The organism is Calidithermus chliarophilus DSM 9957 (assembly GCF_000430045.1).
Lineage (GTDB): Bacteria > Deinococcota > Deinococci > Deinococcales > Thermaceae > Calidithermus > Calidithermus chliarophilus.
The window spans coordinates 1537606-1552218 of the sequence record NZ_KE387023.1 but is presented as its reverse complement, the minus strand read 5'-3'; the positions used below and the strand labels follow the sequence as shown (position 1 = coordinate 1552218).

Here is a 14613-nt window from a genome sequence, read left to right as displayed (position 1 = left end):
AAGGCTGAGGCTTTCCGGCCTCAGCCTCGGAGCGAGCGGGTTCAGCCGCGCTCAGCACTCTTGGGCGGGTCGAAGGCCGTGACCTCGGGGAGCTCGCCGCCGAACTTCTCGAGCTGCACCAGCGCGGTGTGGGCGATGTTGCCCTGGGCCAGCTTGGAGGTGCCCCGGTCGATGGTCAGCACGTTGACGTCGCCGTGCTTGCACAAGGCCCCGACCTTGCCGGGCTCGGCGGGGTCGTACCAAGCGCCCTCGGCCATCACCACCACGCCCCGGCGCACCCGGTCGGTGACCACGGCCCCGGCCAGGGTCTGGCCGCGCTCGTTGAACAGCCGCACCACGTCGCCGTTCCGGATGCCCCTCGCCTCGGCGTCCACCGGGTTGATCCACACCGGCTCGCGCTCGTGCACCTCGTACCAGCGGCGGATCCAGGTGTTGTTGAGCTGGGAGTGCAGCCGGTACTTGGGGTGGGGGGAGGACAGGTGCAGCGGGTACTGGCGGGCCTTCTCACTGCCCAGCCGCTCGGCGGGCTCGAGCCAGGTGGGGTGCGGCGGGCAGTCGTCGTACTTGAAGCCCTCGATGGTCTTGGAGTAGATCTCGATCTTGCCGGAGGGGGTTCCCAGGGCGTTCAGAATGGGGTCTTTGCGGAAGTCCCCGTAGCGCACGAAGCTGCGGGACTCGCCGGGGATGGGGAACTCCACCACGCCCGTGCCGTTCCAGAAGGTGTCGAAGTCGGGCATGGGCAGCTTGAGCTGGGCGGCCTGCTTGCGGGCCTCGCCGTAGACGAAGCGGACCCAGCCCAGGGTGTCGCGGCCCTCGGTGAACTTGGGGCCGAAGCCCAGCCGGCGCGAGAGCTCGGCGAAGATCTCGAAGTCGCTGCGCGACTCGTAGAGGGGCTCCACGGCCTTCTTCATCGCGACGATGCGGACCCTCGAGTAGCTCCCCACCTGGGCGATGTCGTCGCGCTCGAAGGTGGTGCTCGCGGGCAGCACGATGTCGGCGAACTTGGCGGTGGGGGTCCAGAAAGGGTCCTGCACGATGACGGTCTGGGGCTTCTGCCAGGCCTGGATCAGGCGGTTGCGGTCTTGGTGGTGGACGAAGGGGTTGCCGCCCGCCCAGTAGACGAGCTTGATGTCGGGGTAGGTCTGGCGCTTGCCGTTGAAGTCGAAGGGCTGGCCGGGGTTGAGGAGCATGTCGGCCACGCGGGCTACGGGAATGGCGTTGGCGTCTTTGGAGAGCCAGGCCGCCCCGCCCGAGGCCGCGCCGGAGGTGATGCCGGGCAGGCCGGGGGCGTTGGCGGTGAGGTTGCCGCCGGAGTCGTAGTGGTAGCTCAGGCCGAAGCCGCCGCCGGGCAGCCCGATCTGGCCGAGCATCGCCGCCAGCGTCACCAGCATCCAGTGGGCCTGCTCGCCGTGGTGCTGGCGCTGGATGGCCCAGCCGCCCATCAGCATGGTGCGCTTGGCGGCCATCTGGCGGGCGAGGTTGCGGATCACCGAGGCCTCCACCCCGCTGATGTTCGCGGCCCACTCGGGGGTCTTGGGGGTGCCGTCGCTCTTGCCGGTGAGGTACTCGGCGAAGCGGGCGAAGCCGACGGTGTACTTGTCGAGGAAGGCCTGGTCGTGGCGCTTCTCGCTGTAGAGGGCGTGGGCGATGCCCAGCATCAGCGCGGTGTCGGTGCCGGGGCGGGGGGCGATCCAGCGGGCGTCCAGGTAGCGGGCGGTGTCGGTCACGCGGGGGTCGATCGAGACCACCTCGATGCGGCCCCGCCGTTTCTTGAGCTCCTCGATGGCCCCGTAGGCGTAGTGGTCGGCGGGGGCCCAGCCGATCTGGCAGTTGAGCAAGGGGTCGGCGCCCCACAGCACGATGAGCTGGGTGCTGTCCAGGATCACCGGCCAGGCGGTCTGCTGCTCGTAGACCTCGAGCGTCCCCACCACGTGCGGCATGATGACCTGGCCCGCGGCGGTGCTGTAGTCGCCGCTGCCGCCCACGAAGCCGCCGTGCAGACGCAGCATGCGCTGCAGCAGCACCGGGGGGTTGTTGATCTGGCCCGCGTCGTACCAGCCGTAGCTGCCGGCGAAGATGCTGGCGGGGCCGAATTCCTTCTTGACCCGGTTGAGCTCCTTGGCCACCAGGTCGAAGGCCTCGCGCCAGCTCACCCGCACGAAGGGCTCGGCGCCGCGCAGGGTGGGGTCGGCGCCCGGGCCGTCGCGCAGGTAGCTCGCCCGCACCATGGGGTACTGGATGCGGTTTTGGGCGTAGACCCGGTCGGCCATGGCCTCGAGCATGGGCGTGGGGTAGGCGTCCTTGACGTAAGGGGTCACGCCCACCATCCGCCCCCCGCGCACGTTGACGTAAAAAGCGCCCCAGTGGTTGGCGCTGATGCGGTTGGAGCGCTCGAGGATGGCTCCCGAAGGGCTCTGCGCCGCCGCCGAGGCCAGCGCCGCCGTGGCCGCCGTGGCCTGCAAGAATTTCCGCCGCGAAATCTTCTTCATACGATCCTCCCCCATCAGCGCTTGGCGTGGGCCTGCGCGTAGCGCGTGAGCAATTGGGTCTGTTCGGCCGTGAGCCCCGAGCGCGGGCCCATCCCGCGCATGATCGGCGGCCACTGGTTCGCCGTGAATTTGCCGGTCTCCGGCAGGGCGTGGCAGGTGCTGCACCGCTGCTGGTAGAGCACACCCGCCTGCTTCCACAGGGTGTTCACGTCAGCAATCAGGGCGGACTTGGCGACCCACCCCACCACCTCCACCTGCTCCCAAACCGTGCCCCCCTCGTCCTTGCCCTGGCCCCTCACCCGCCGCTGCACTTGTCCCGTAAAGCTCGCCAGCAGGACGCGCTGGCCCTTGGCCTCGAACAAAGCCGTGGCTCCCCCCTGCGGCGACCAGCCCTGGAGTTGCACCTGGCTGAACCCGGCCTGCTCCTTGAGCACGGCCACCCGGGTTCCCGGGGTCAGCGACCCCAGGTTGGCCCCTTTGGGCGCGCTGAGCAGGCTGGTAGCCGCGCCCGTGTAGGCCGTACGCCCCTGGCCGAGCGCCCAGACCAGCAGACCCGCCATCACGATGCCGAGCCCAACCTTTAGCCCGAGTCGAACCGTCCCTCGTCCCACGCCCTCACCCCTTCCCGGCCCCCTGGCGCAAAAAAACGATAGAACCGCCCGGAGGCAGTTCCTTTGCGAGCAGCAGGTCAGTCGGTCGCCCGGCTGGCCCTGGAGGGGCCGCCCGGCATGACCCGCATCGGGTGGCTCCTCGGCCAGGGCGGCCCCGTGGGTCGTCGCGGCTCGGAACTTTGGGTTAATGCTCGGCCGGAAAGGGGGTCGGGGCAAGAGACGATTGTCCTGGACGACGAATGTGGAATGTGTATGGCTTATGGCGGGGGCTGATGGTCGGTAGCCGATAGCTGATAGCCGAACGCTAAACGCGGTCGTGCGGCGTACGTCCTACGTCCTACGCCGTACGCCAAACGCAAGACGCAAGACGCCTTGTTCCCCCCTTAGCAAGGGGAGCAGGGGGGGATACCCCCTCCCCGCACGCGGGGAGGGCAGGAGAGGGGTCAACTACACGCCACAGGCCACGGGCCACTAACCTCTGCTACCCGTTCACGGTCTATGCCTTATACCCAGGAGTCCAAAAAGCGAGTCAATCCCCTAGCGGTGAAGCCCGGCCTTTTTACACTCTGTTCACGCCAAAAGCGGTAGGCTTTTCGCACGATAAAGGAGAACGCCATGCAGTCCACCATGATGGATTTTCCCCTCACCCTGCCCCACCTGCTCGAGCGGGCCGGAGGGCTCTTCAGCCGGCAGGAGATCGTTACGCGCCTGCCCGACAGGAGCCTGCACCGCTACACCTACGCCGACTTCTACCGGCGCAGCCGGGCGCTGGCCGAGGCGCTGCAGAAGGCGGGCTTACGCAAGGGCGACCGGGTCGCCACGCTGTCGTGGAACACCTACGCCCACCTCGAGGCCTACTTCGGCATCCCGGCGGCCGGGGGCGTGCTGCACACCCTCAACCTGCGGCTGCACCCCTCCGACATCGCCTACATCATCCACCACGCCGAAGACCGCTTCCTGATCGTGGACGACGTGCTCCTGAAGCTCTACGAGGCCATCAAGGACCACGTGAAGCTCGAGAAGGTCATCGTGGTGCCCCTCACCGGGCAACCCGTGCCCGAGGGGCTCACCGACTACGAGGCGTTCATCGCGGAAGCCGGCGGCGATTTCCAGTACCCCGAGCTCGAGGAGCGCGAGGCGCTGGGGATGTGCTACACCTCCGGGACCACCGGCAAGCCCAAGGGGGTGGTCTACTCCCACCGCTCGACCATCCTGCACAGCCTGGCCTCCGCCCTCCCCGACGCGCTCGACCTCTCGGCCCAGGACGTGCTGTGCCCGGTGGTGCCGATGTTCCACGTGATGGCCTGGGGCCTGCCTTTCACCGGGGTGATGATGGGCTCCAAGATGGTGCTGCCGGGGCCGCACCTCGACCCGGTGAGCCTGCTCGAGCTCTACGAGGGCGAGCGCGTCACCAAGACCGCCGGGGTGCCCACCATCTGGCTGGGGGTGCTGCAAACCCTGCAGAAAGACCCCGCCCGCTTCAAGCTGGTGCCCGGCATGGAGATGGTGGTGGGCGGCTCGGCCGCCCCAGAGGCGATGATCCGGGGCTTCGACCAGTTCAACCTCAAGGTGCTGCACGCCTGGGGCATGACCGAGACCAGCCCGCTGGGTACGACGAGCCGCCTCAAACCCCACCTCAAGCAGCGCTCCCCCGACGAGCAATACGCCTACCGCGCCACCCAGGGCCTGCCCACCCCGCTGGTCGAGGTACGGGCCGTGGGCGAGAGGGGCGTGGTGCCCTGGGACGGCAAGAGCATGGGCGAACTCGAGGTGCGCGGCCCCTGGGTGGCCCAGAGCTACTTCCGCCTCGAGAGCGAGCGTGACAAGTGGACCCCCGACGGCTGGTTCCGCACCGGCGACGTGGTGACCATCGACCCCGAGGGCTACGTCAAGATCACCGACCGCACCAAGGACCTCATCAAGTCGGGCGGGGAGTGGATCTCCAGCCTGGACCTCGAGAACGCCCTAATGGGCCACCCCGCCGTCAAGGAAGCCGCCGTCATCGCCATCCCCCACCCTAAGTGGGCCGAACGCCCACTGGCCGCCGTAGTGCTCAAGGAAGGCATGAACGCCACCCCCGAGGAACTGCGGGCCTTCCTCGAGCCCAAAGTCGCCAAGTGGTGGCTCCCCGACGCCTTCGTGTTTATCAGCGAAATCCCCCGCACCAGCACGGGCAAATTCCTCAAGGCTCAGCTCCGCGAGCAGTTCAAGGACTGGAAGTGGGAGTGATCGGGCGCGGAATGCCGAGCGTCGAACGCTAAACGCCGAGTGCTGAGCGTCGAACGCTAAACGCCGAATGCCGAACGCCACAGGCAAAACGCTGGTTGCCTGTGGCTTGTGGCTTGTGGTGAACCCTTCCTCTTCCCTCCCCGCGCGCGGGGAGGGTTTGGGCGTGAGCAAAACCGCCACCGCGTCGATCAGCCTTCCCTCCCCGCGCGCGGGGAGGGTTTATCCCCCCCAGCCCCCCTTGCTAAGGGGGGTGACAAGGCGTCTTGCGTTTCGCGTTTTGCGTTTCACGTTTTGCGTCTTGCGTACGGCGTACGATGTACGACCGCGTTTAGCGTTCGGCTATCGGCTATCGGCATTAGAAGCCCAGCTACCCGCGATCAATAAACCGAGCCCCCGGATCACTCCGGGGGCTTCGTGGAAACAGGAGCGGATGCTCTGGGCCTAGAAGGCCACCTTCAGGCCCGCGCGCACGCCGAAGCGGAAGCTCAGGTCGTCGCCGAAGCCGGGGTTGCCCTCGAGGAAGAGGCCGAAGTTGCGGGAGAAGTTGAAGCCCGCGCCCAGGACGGCGTCGCCGTAGAGGGGCAGCGCGGCGGCGCTGGTGGTGTCGTAGCGCACGCCCAGGCCCAGGTAGGGGTCGAAGAAGGCGCCGCGGTTGAAGTTGCGCACCAGGTAGGCGGTGACGTTCACCGAGCCGGTGCCCAGGGAGTAATCCACGCCCACGCGGGGGCCGAAGCCGAAGATCACGTCGTGCGCGCCAATGAAGGCGCTGATGCCCAGGGCCTGCTCGACGGGGCCGGCGGCCGGGGGCTCGATGGGGTAGGCGGCGCCCAGGCCGAAGTACAGGCGGGGCAAGGGGGCCGGAGCCGGGACGGGCTCGGGGGTCACGGGGGCCGGGGTGGTCACCTCGGGAGCGGGCGGGGTGGTCGGGGCCGGAGGCGTAGCAGCGGTCGAGCGCATGGTGTCGATGTCGGTGCGGAGGGTGTTGAGCTCGCCCCGGAGCGTGTTGACCTGGTCGTTGAGCGCCCGGACCTGGCCCTCGAGCGCCTCCAGGCGGGACTGCTGGCTGGCCTCCTGCTCGGTAGTGGTGGCCGCGGGCGCCGCGGGCTGGGCCGGCTGGGCGGGCTGCGCCTGGGCCGCGGTCAGGTTCTTGATCTGCTCCTCCAGGGCGGCGATGCGGGTCTCCAACGCGCTGGTGTCAGGGGCCGCGGGCTGGGCCGGCTGGGCCTGGGCCTCGGTGACCTTCTTCAGCTCCTCCTCCAGGGCGGCGATGCGGGCCTCGAGGGCGCTGGTGTCGGGGGCGGGGGCCGCCGGCTGGGCGGGCTGGGCCTGCGCGGTGCTCAGGTTCTTGATCTGCTCCTCCAGGGCCTGGAGGCGGGCGTCCTGCGCGGTGTTGGTCTCACCGAACCCGGCGATCTGGGTGCGCAGGGTCTCGAGCTCCCGGCTCACCTCCTCCATGCCCTTCTGCACGGTGGCCTGGTCCTCCGGGGTCGCGGCCTGGCCCGGGCAGGTGCTACCCGCCTGGATGAAGCGGTAGAAGATCAGAGCCGCTTGATAACGCGTGAGGTTCTGGTTTCCTCGATAAGTACCGTCCTCGAAACCCTGGATCAGACCGCACTCGGCGATGAAATCCACGGCTTCCTTGGCCCAGTGACCCGCGGGAACGTCGCGGAAACTGGGAGTCGATTGCTGCACTGCGAGAATCATGCCCAGGCCGAATGCGCCCATAACCGCGGCGCGAACCAATGGTTTGTGCATATCGTTCCTCCTAGAGCGCGCCCTAACTTAGCCCACAGGGGCTAATGCCGTTGCGCAATCGCTCTATGTCAAGGTGTACCCGTAGGGGCTGAAGGAAGTCAGAGGACTAGCTGAGGCTGCAATTAGCCAAACTCTGCATCACGTCTCATCTATGAGAAAACCCTTTGGCCCGGATGAACGGCAAAATTCAGCCTGTTCTTGCGTTACCCAAGCGAAATCAGACCATAAATTAGGCATATAAATACATTAAGGCCGTTAATTGATCCCTCAACAGACCATTAAGGAACGAGCCCGCCTAAAGCGGACTCGCCACAAAAAAATCAGTTTCCTACCGCCAGGGCTGGGGGAGCCTGCGGCGTTTCCAGCGCTGTGGGAACAAACGGCGGCCGCCGTAGCTCAAGGCGGCGAGGGCCGCGCCGATGAGGCCCAGCACCCACAGCGTCGCGAAGAGCCACACCGCCAGGAACAGTCCGATGACCAAGGCCAACCCGAGGCCCACCCAGGCCAGGGGGCTGCGGGGCATGCCAGACCAGTAGGCTTTCACGTTTTTCAGGGTATGCAATAACAGGCGACGCGAATGCTAGGCCGCTCTCATTTGGGCCTCGCGCACGCGCTCGAGGCGCTCGATCTGCTCGAGCCAGACCTCCGGGCCGCCCGCCTCGCCGCCGGGCCTCGAGCCCATGTACTCCAGCGTGAGCACCTCCAGGCGGGGAAGCCGGGGCATCACCCACTCCAGCAGGCGATAGTCCTCCTCGCTCAGGCTGCGGTGCCGGTCGCGCAGGCCCTCCGGCTCGAGCCGCGGCCCCGAGACGTGGACCTCCCGCACCCGCCCCAGCGGCAAGGCGGCGAGGTAGTCCCGGACCTCCTCCCCGCGGTTCCAGGCCGCCACGCGGGCGTGGGCCAGGTCCAGCAGCAGATCGCTCCCGCTGCACTCGAGCGCCTGTGCGATGAAGGCGGGGTCGGTGGTGTAGCGGGGACGGCTTTTCCAGGCGTACCAGGGGAGGTTCTCGAGCAGGACCTCCTTCCCGGTGAGGGCCCGTAGCCGGGAGGCGCTCGAGGCGACGCGCCCCAGCAGGGCTTCAGGGCTTAGCTCGCCGTCGCGCCCGGGGAGGTAGTCGAGGTGGGCGGAGACGAAGGGCGTGCCGCTGAGCCCCGCGAGCTCGCACAACAGCCCGGGCTCTGGGATTTCCGGCATGGTGAGGGAGTAGCCCGGCGGTCCCCAGCCGTGCAGCAGCACCGGCAGGTAGTGCCGCGCCCGCAGGACCTCGCGCCGGGAGTCCGGGCTGAGCGGGCACTTGATGTAGTCGAGCGGCAGGTCGTGGGTGTAGAGCAATTCGAACAGTTCGGGCGTTCCGTTGGCGGCGAGGCGGATCATGGCTTTTGAGCATTATACACATGATGTGTAAATAGCTCATCACTCGCACGGCTCGGCCTGCGCCTTACCTGAACCGCGCCAGCAGGTTGCGCGCGATGATGACCTTGAGTACCTCGGTGGTGCCCTCGCCGATGCGCATGAGGCGGGCGTCCCGCCAGTAGCGCTCGACGGGGTACTCCTTGATGTAGCCGTAGCCGCCGAGCACCTGGATGGCCTCGTCGCAGGCCTTTACCGCGACCTCGGAGGCGAACATCTTGGCCTGCGCGGCCTCCGTGCCGAAGGGGCGGCCCGCGTCGCGCAGCTCGGCGGCGCGCAGGTAGAGCAGGCGGGCGGCCTCGAGGTTGGTCGCCATCTCGGCGAGCTTGAAGCTCACGCCCTGGAACTCGGCGATGGGCTTGCCGAACTGCTCGCGCTCGAGCGCGTACTTCGCGGCGAACTCGAGCGCGGCCCGCCCCAGCCCCACCGACAGCGCGGCGATGCCGATACGCCCGCCCTCGAGCACCTTCATCACGTCGTAGAAGCCCTTGCCGCGCTCGCCCATGAGCGCGTCCTTGCCCACGCGCAGGTCCTCGAAGATGAGCTGGGCGGTGTCGGAGGAGTTGAGGCCGAGCTTCTCCTCCTTGCGGCCGATCCGCAGGCCCTCCGCCGGGCGGTAGAACACGAAGGCCGACAGCCCCAGGTGCTTCTTGTCGGGGGAGGGGGCGGCGTCGGTGCGGGCGTTGACCACGTAGACCCCGCCCACCGAGCCCTGGGTGATGAACTGCTTGGAGCCGTTGATCACGAAGCCCTCGGGGGTCTCGTCGGCCCGGGTGCGCATGGCGGCGGCGTCGGAGCCGGAGCCCGGCTCGGTGAGGCCCCACGCGCCCAGCAGTTCGGCGCTCGCCAGCTTGGGCAGGAACTCGCGCTTGTGGGCCTCGCTGCCGGCGATCAGGATGTGCCCGGTGCACAGCGAGTTGTGCGAGGCCACGGTGAGGCCCAAGGAACCGTCCACGGCCCCGACCTCCTCGACGATGCGGGCGAACACGCGCGTGCTGAGCCCGGCCCCGCCGTAAGCCTCGGGCACGTTGGCCCCCATCACCCCTAGCTCGCCCAGCTTCTTCACGATCTCCATGGGGAACTCGCCCGTGCGGTCACGCTCGGCGGCGCCCGGGGCCACCTCAGCCTGCAAGAAGTCGCGCAACGCGCCGACGATCTGGCGCTCCTCGGGGCCGAGCTCGAACCACAGTTCGCGGGATTTTTCAGTGAGCAGCATCCTGACCTCCGACAAACATAACGCTTTAGGAACATCATAACGTAAAAGCGTCATATATCAATCGGGGGTGGGGGTATGGGGGTATGGGAGTTCTGCGTCGATAGTCGATAGTCGATAGCCGATGGCCGGGCGCCGGGCGCGGGTCGTACGTCCTGCGTCGTACGTCGTACGCAAAACGCAATACGCGAGACGCAAAACGCAAGACGCCCTGGCCCTGGATCCTTGACCCTCGACCTCGAGCGCCACGGGCCTTGTGCTGATGGCTGACGGCTTACCGCTCCCTGCGCAAAACACCTCGAGCCGAGCACGTCCCTGACGAAATTCGATTCGTGGTTGTGGAGCTTGGTGATTGAACAAATCCCTTTGTCATCCCCTCGTGCTATAGTGAGGACACCGTGAGACATCCCCAAGTACCAATGCTGTCCCCATTGGGGAAGAAAGCTCACGCCCCATGGAGGAATAGCTGAATGCAGATCGAAGCTGGTGCCATCGTTGAAGGCCGTGTGACGCGGATCATGGATTTCGGGGCTTTCGTGGAGTTGCCCAACGGCGAGTCGGGGCTTGTCCACATCTCGCAGATCGCCCACGAGTTCGTCAAGAACGTGCGCGATCACCTCTCCGAGGGCGAGGTGGTGCAGGTGATGGTGCTGGGCCGCGACGAAAAAGGCCGCCTGGACCTCTCCATCAAGGAGCTCACCCCCGCGCCCGTCGAACCCCCGCGTCCCAAGCGCCTGCCGCGCCAGGCCCCCGAGTTCGAGAACAAGCTCAAGAGCTTCTTGCGCGGTTCGGGCGGAGGCGGCTTCGGCGGCGGAGGCAGCAAGAAGCCCGGCAAGGGCAAAGGCGGCCGCGGTCGGCGCTAACGCATCTATCGAATTCCTGCCCGCCCTACGGGGCGGGTTTGGTGTTTGGGGAAGCGACAAGCTGTCAGCAGTCCGCTTTCAGCCGCCAGCTCGTGGCTCGTGGTTGCCCCTTCCCCGGCCCTCGACGCCGGCGGGGAGGGTTTATCCCCCCTAACCCCCCTTGCTAAGGGGGGAACAAGGCGTCTTGCATTTTGCGTTTCGCGTTTCGCGTTTGGCGTTTGGCGTTTGGCGTTTGGCGTACGACGTAGGACGTACGACCCGCACCCGGCGTCCGGCTATCAGCCCTTCAGCGCTTCCCCTTCTTCCACGCCTCCGACTTCCCCTTGGGAATGCTCAACGACTTGAACTCTCCCCCGCGCAGGTGCTTGGCGAGGTAGACAATCTGGCCCACGTGGTAGGCGGTGTGGGCGAGCGAGCGGTCGATGGCCTCGAGCACGCTTAGCTGGCGGCTGCGGATAAGCACCTTCTGGGTAAGGTGTTCGGGGCGGAGGTTCTCGAGGGTGATGAGCAGGGCGGTCCAGCCGTTCTCCCAGGCCAGCCACAGCTCTTCGGCGCTGTCGCCGTGGACTTCGAACTCGGCGTCGCGGTTGCGGTCGGGCTTTTCGCCGTCGCTGGTGAGGAAGTCGGTCCAGCGCGAGCGCAGGTTGCCGCCGACGTGCTTGAGGATCACGGCGATGCTGTTGGAGGCGAGGTCGGGGGTGAAGAACCAGTCCTGGGGCGAGACCTGGGCTAAGGCCCCCTCCGCGAGTTCCTTGTAGGCGCGGAAGGTCTCGAGGCTGCTGCGCAGGTAGAGGGCCCCCAGTTCCTCGCTCATGGGTCCACTATAGCCCCAGTTCGCGGGCCAGCAGCGCCGCCTGGGTGCGGCCCTTGAGGTTCAGTTTGGCGAGGAGGCTGCTGACGTGGGTCTTGACGGTCTTCTCGGCGATGCCCAGGCGCTGGGCGATGGCCTTGTTGGAGAGGCCCTGGGCGACGAGGGCGAGCACCTCGCGCTCCTTGGCGGTGAGCCCGGCCAGGCGGTCGTGGTGGGGGCGGGCCAGCAGGCGCACGGCGGCGGGGTCGAGGGGCACCTCGCCCCGGGCTGCCGCCCGGATGCCGTCGAGCAGGGCGGCGGGGCCGGCGTGCTTGAGCAGGTAGCCGGAGGCGCCCGCGTGCAGGGCCTGGCGCAGGGTTTCCTCCTCGAGGAAGCTGGTGAGGATGAGCACCTTGGGGGCGTCGTCGAGCTCGAGGAAGCGGCGGACCCAGGCCAGGGCATGGCCGTCAGAAAGGTGCAGGTCGAGCAGCACGAGGTCGGGGCGCAGGCTGTGGGCCTTGGCGAGGGCGTCGTGACCCTCTTCGGCCTCCCCGACGAGCTCGAGGTCGTCGTAGAGGCTGAGGAAGGCCTTGAGGCCCTCGCGCACGATGGGGTGGTCATCCACGATCAGCAGCCGGGTGGGCATCACTCGACCTCCCTGGCGCCCGCCGGCGCGGCCCGCAGGGGGATGCGGGCCTCGAGCAGCACGCCCCCGCGGGCCCGGTTGCTCACGCGCAAGCTGCCGCCCAGGGCCTGCGTGCGCTGCTCGAGCGAGAGCAAGCCCATCCCCCGCGTGACCTGCTGGGGCAGGCCGCGCCCGTCGTCCTCGAGGCGCAGCCGGGCCTGTCCGCGGTGACGGTCCAGGCGAATCCAGAGGTTTTTGGGGTGGGCGTGGCGCAGCGCGTTGTGCACGCCTTCCTGGGCGACGCGGTAGAGGGTCTCGGCCAGGCCATCGGGCAGCTCGAGGGGCTGGGCGTCGAGGTGGACCCGCACCACCCCGTTCACGCGGTCGGCCAGGCGGGAGAGGGCTGGGGCGAGGCCCTGGGAGAGGTCGGCAGGCCGCAACAGCTCGACCAGGCCGCGCAGCTCCGACAGCGCCGAGGAGACCAGCTCGGCGGAGCGCTCGAGGGCGGCCTCGCGCTGCTTGGGGCTCTCGCGGGCCACGTTGAGCGAGAGCTCGGCGGCGAAGAGCAGTTGGGCCACCGAGTCGTGCATCTCCCGCGCCAGCCGGGCCCGCTCCTCGAGCGCGGCCAGCGCCTCGCGCTCGCGCACCTGCTGCTCCTGCAGACGGGCGCGGCGGAAGGCCAGCCCCAGGGTGCGGCCCACGGCGGTGAGGAACTCCAGCGTCTCGGCGTCGAAGGGCTCACGTCCCGGCGCGGCCAGGTTGAGGATGCCCACCGGGCCATCCTTGGTCAGCAGCGGCACGCTGGCGTGGACCTCGAGCCCCCCCTTGTCGCCCTGGGCGCTCTCGAGGCGGCTACAGGTCACGATGTTGACCCCCCGGTCGAGCTCGCCGTGCCGGAAGAGCCAGTGGCAGTCGCAGCTTTTCTCGCGCAGGCTGCGCTGCTCGTCGGCGACCAGCGCGGGCGGCAGGCCGGTGCAGCTCGACAGCGATAGCTGCCCCTGCCGGGCGTCGCCGGGGTCTACCTGGGTCACGAACACCCAGCCCGTGCTCAGGCCCAGCAGTTCGACCAGTTCCTCCAGCGCGGCCTGCAAGGCCTGGTTGAAGTCGGCCTGTTTGTTGAGCACCTCGAGGATCTGGTTGAGCGTCGCCAGTTCCCTGAGGCGGCGTTGGAGGGCGGCGGAGCGGGGCATCGCCACTCACCGCCCGAACAGCCAGCCGCCGTTGACGTTGAGGACTTCCCCGGTGACGTAGGCGGCCTCGGGGGAAGCCAGGAAGCGCACGGCGGCCGCTACGTCCTCGGGGCTGCCGGAGCGGCCCGCCGGGATCTGCCCGACGAGGCTTCGCAGGCGTTCGTCAGGAAGCGGCCCGCCGAAGAACTCGGTCCCGGCGACGAGCCCGGGGGCCACCGTGTTGACGGTGATGCCCTCGGCGCTGAGCTCCCGGGCCAGCCCCACGGTCAGGCCGTGGACTCCGGCCTTGGCGGCAGCGTAGCCGATGGCCCCGCCCCGGCTCCCCCCGGTGTAGGCCGCGATCGAGCCGACGTTGACGATACGCCCCCCGGGCCGTGCCAGGTGCGGCGCGACGGCCAGGCTCATCAGGAAGGCGCCCTTGAGGTTGGTGCCGATCTCATCGTCCCACGCGCGCTCGGCCTCCTCGAGTGCCATGCGGGTACTGACGCCGCGCACGAAGCCGGCGTTGTTGACCAGCACGTCGATGCGCCCGAACTCCCGCACCACCCCGGCGACCGCGGCCGCGACCTCCTCCCGGCAGCTCACGTCGGCCCGGCGCCAGGCCGCCCCGACGGCCTCGGCCGTGTCCCGCAGCACCTCCTCGCGGCGGCCCAGGATCACCACCTGCTCCCCGTCATGGGCAAAAGCCTCGGCGATAGCCCGGCCCATCCCGGTGCCGCCCCCCGTCACGATGACCACGCGCCTATCGTTCATGCCTTAATTCTCCCCGGTGCCACCACTCCCGCCAATCGACCGGCCTCCCCTCCGCGCTGAACCGGCCCACGCTCACGCCGTCCAGCCGGACCCGCTCGCCGCCGGGCACCCGGGTGAACTCGACCCGCCAGTTGACCACGGCCACGTCCCCCTCCACCGCCAGGACCTCGCCCTCGAACTTCACGTCCCGCTGGGTGGCGAGGTTCTCGAGCCAGTAGCGCTTCACCGCGTCGAAGCCCCGGACCGGGGGGTCGAAGGGGTTCTCCTGGTAGGTCACGCCGGGGTCGAAGAGCCCGGCGGCCCGCTCGGCGTCGGCCTGCTCCCAGGCCTGGCCCAAGGCACGGAGCCAGCGCTCGAGCCCCTCCCGCCTCAGGCTCACGGCACCTCCCACAGGCGCGGCAGCCCCTCCAGGCGCTTCCAGCCTTCGCCCCCCTCCACGCGCTCCACGCCGAGGTCGGTGAAGTAGGCGTCGAGCACGGCGGCCCGCTCCATCGCCAGGGGCGGGCGGCAGTAGTCCTCTTCCTCCCACACCAGCCACTCGCCCTCCAGCCGGGCGTTCCTGAGCGAATAGTCCAGGGCCTTGCCGAAAGGTTGCATCGCGCGGATCTCCCCGCTGTCGAGCCGGGAGCGGAGCTCGGGGAGCTTGTGGGGGAGGGCTTTGGCCCGTACGAGGTAGTGCGCCAT

14 protein-coding genes are annotated in these 14613 nt (G+C 68.6%); 2 read left to right on the top strand and 12 right to left on the bottom strand.

Annotated features, from left to right (window positions below; translation table 11 throughout):
* Window positions 1-41: 41 nt before the first annotated feature.
* Together torA and MEICH_RS0107470 are read right to left on the bottom strand one after the other, a co-directional pair.
* Entirely contained in the window at window positions 42-2489 is a 2448-nt protein-coding gene (gene torA / locus MEICH_RS0107475) for a trimethylamine-N-oxide reductase TorA (RefSeq protein WP_027892088.1), read from the bottom strand.
* A 14-nt stretch (window positions 2490-2503) separates the two neighbouring features.
* Complete coding sequence (locus MEICH_RS0107470) at window positions 2504-3049, bottom strand: hypothetical protein (protein WP_027892087.1); 546 nt, start codon at window positions 3047-3049, stop codon at window positions 2504-2506.
* Window positions 3050-3715: 666 nt separating this feature from the next.
* On the opposite strand from MEICH_RS0107470, the gene MEICH_RS0107465 reads away from it, so the two are divergent.
* Window positions 3716-5329 carry a long-chain fatty acid--CoA ligase gene (locus MEICH_RS0107465; RefSeq protein ID WP_027892086.1) on the top strand — a complete coding sequence of 538 codons (1614 nt, stop codon included), beginning with the start codon at window positions 3716-3718 and terminating at the stop codon, window positions 5327-5329.
* Between the two features lie 441 nt (window positions 5330-5770).
* Here the strand turns inward: MEICH_RS0107465 and MEICH_RS27015 are convergent, their stop codons facing one another.
* From MEICH_RS27015 to MEICH_RS0107445, 4 genes are all read right to left on the bottom strand, one after another.
* A complete protein-coding gene (locus tag MEICH_RS27015; protein ID WP_275052624.1) occupies window positions 5771-7033 on the bottom strand; it encodes an S-layer homology domain-containing protein in 1263 nt (420 codons plus the stop codon).
* A gap of 379 nt (window positions 7034-7412) precedes the next feature.
* Window positions 7413-7628, bottom strand: a complete 216-nt coding sequence (locus MEICH_RS0107455) for a hypothetical protein (protein WP_027892084.1) — start codon at window positions 7626-7628, stop codon at window positions 7413-7415.
* 36 nt (window positions 7629-7664) lie between these two features.
* Window positions 7665-8459 (bottom strand): multinuclear nonheme iron-dependent oxidase, encoded by a 795-nt coding sequence (locus tag MEICH_RS27010; RefSeq protein WP_027892083.1) that lies wholly within the window; start codon window positions 8457-8459, stop codon window positions 7665-7667.
* Window positions 8460-8523: 64 nt separating this feature from the next.
* Window positions 8524-9711, bottom strand: coding sequence for an acyl-CoA dehydrogenase family protein (locus MEICH_RS0107445; protein WP_036218450.1), 1188 nt, complete (start codon window positions 9709-9711; stop codon window positions 8524-8526).
* Between the two features lie 467 nt (window positions 9712-10178).
* Between MEICH_RS0107445 and MEICH_RS0107440 the strand changes: the two genes are divergently transcribed.
* Entirely contained in the window at window positions 10179-10571 is a 393-nt protein-coding gene (locus tag MEICH_RS0107440) for a S1 RNA-binding domain-containing protein (protein ID WP_027892081.1), read from the top strand.
* 286 nt (window positions 10572-10857) lie between these two features.
* Here MEICH_RS0107440 and MEICH_RS0107435 read toward each other — a convergent pair whose 3' ends face one another.
* From MEICH_RS0107435 to MEICH_RS0107410, 6 genes are read right to left on the bottom strand one after another with little or no spacing between them, the layout of a single operon-like run.
* On the bottom strand, window positions 10858-11385 hold the full coding sequence (locus tag MEICH_RS0107435) for a DUF1572 family protein (RefSeq protein WP_027892080.1): 528 nt from the start codon (window positions 11383-11385) through the stop codon (window positions 10858-10860).
* Window positions 11386-11392: 7 nt separating this feature from the next.
* Entirely contained in the window at window positions 11393-12007 is a 615-nt protein-coding gene (locus tag MEICH_RS0107430) for a response regulator (protein WP_036218449.1), read from the bottom strand.
* The gene (locus MEICH_RS0107425; RefSeq protein ID WP_027892078.1) at window positions 12007-13176 is read right to left on the bottom strand and encodes a GAF domain-containing sensor histidine kinase; all 1170 of its coding nucleotides are present in this window, start codon (window positions 13174-13176) and stop codon (window positions 12007-12009) included. The genes MEICH_RS0107430 and MEICH_RS0107425 overlap by 1 nt, the downstream gene beginning before the upstream one ends.
* A gap of 6 nt (window positions 13177-13182) precedes the next feature.
* Window positions 13183-13929: an SDR family NAD(P)-dependent oxidoreductase gene (locus tag MEICH_RS0107420; protein WP_027892077.1), complete on the bottom strand. Its 747-nt coding sequence runs from the start codon at window positions 13927-13929 to the stop codon at window positions 13183-13185.
* The gene (locus MEICH_RS0107415) at window positions 13919-14308 is read right to left on the bottom strand and encodes a nuclear transport factor 2 family protein (RefSeq protein ID WP_027892076.1); all 390 of its coding nucleotides are present in this window, start codon (window positions 14306-14308) and stop codon (window positions 13919-13921) included. The genes MEICH_RS0107420 and MEICH_RS0107415 overlap by 11 nt, the downstream gene beginning before the upstream one ends.
* Entirely contained in the window at window positions 14305-14613 is a 309-nt protein-coding gene (locus tag MEICH_RS0107410; protein WP_027892075.1) for a hypothetical protein, read from the bottom strand. Before MEICH_RS0107410 ends, MEICH_RS0107415 begins: the two co-directional genes overlap by 4 nt.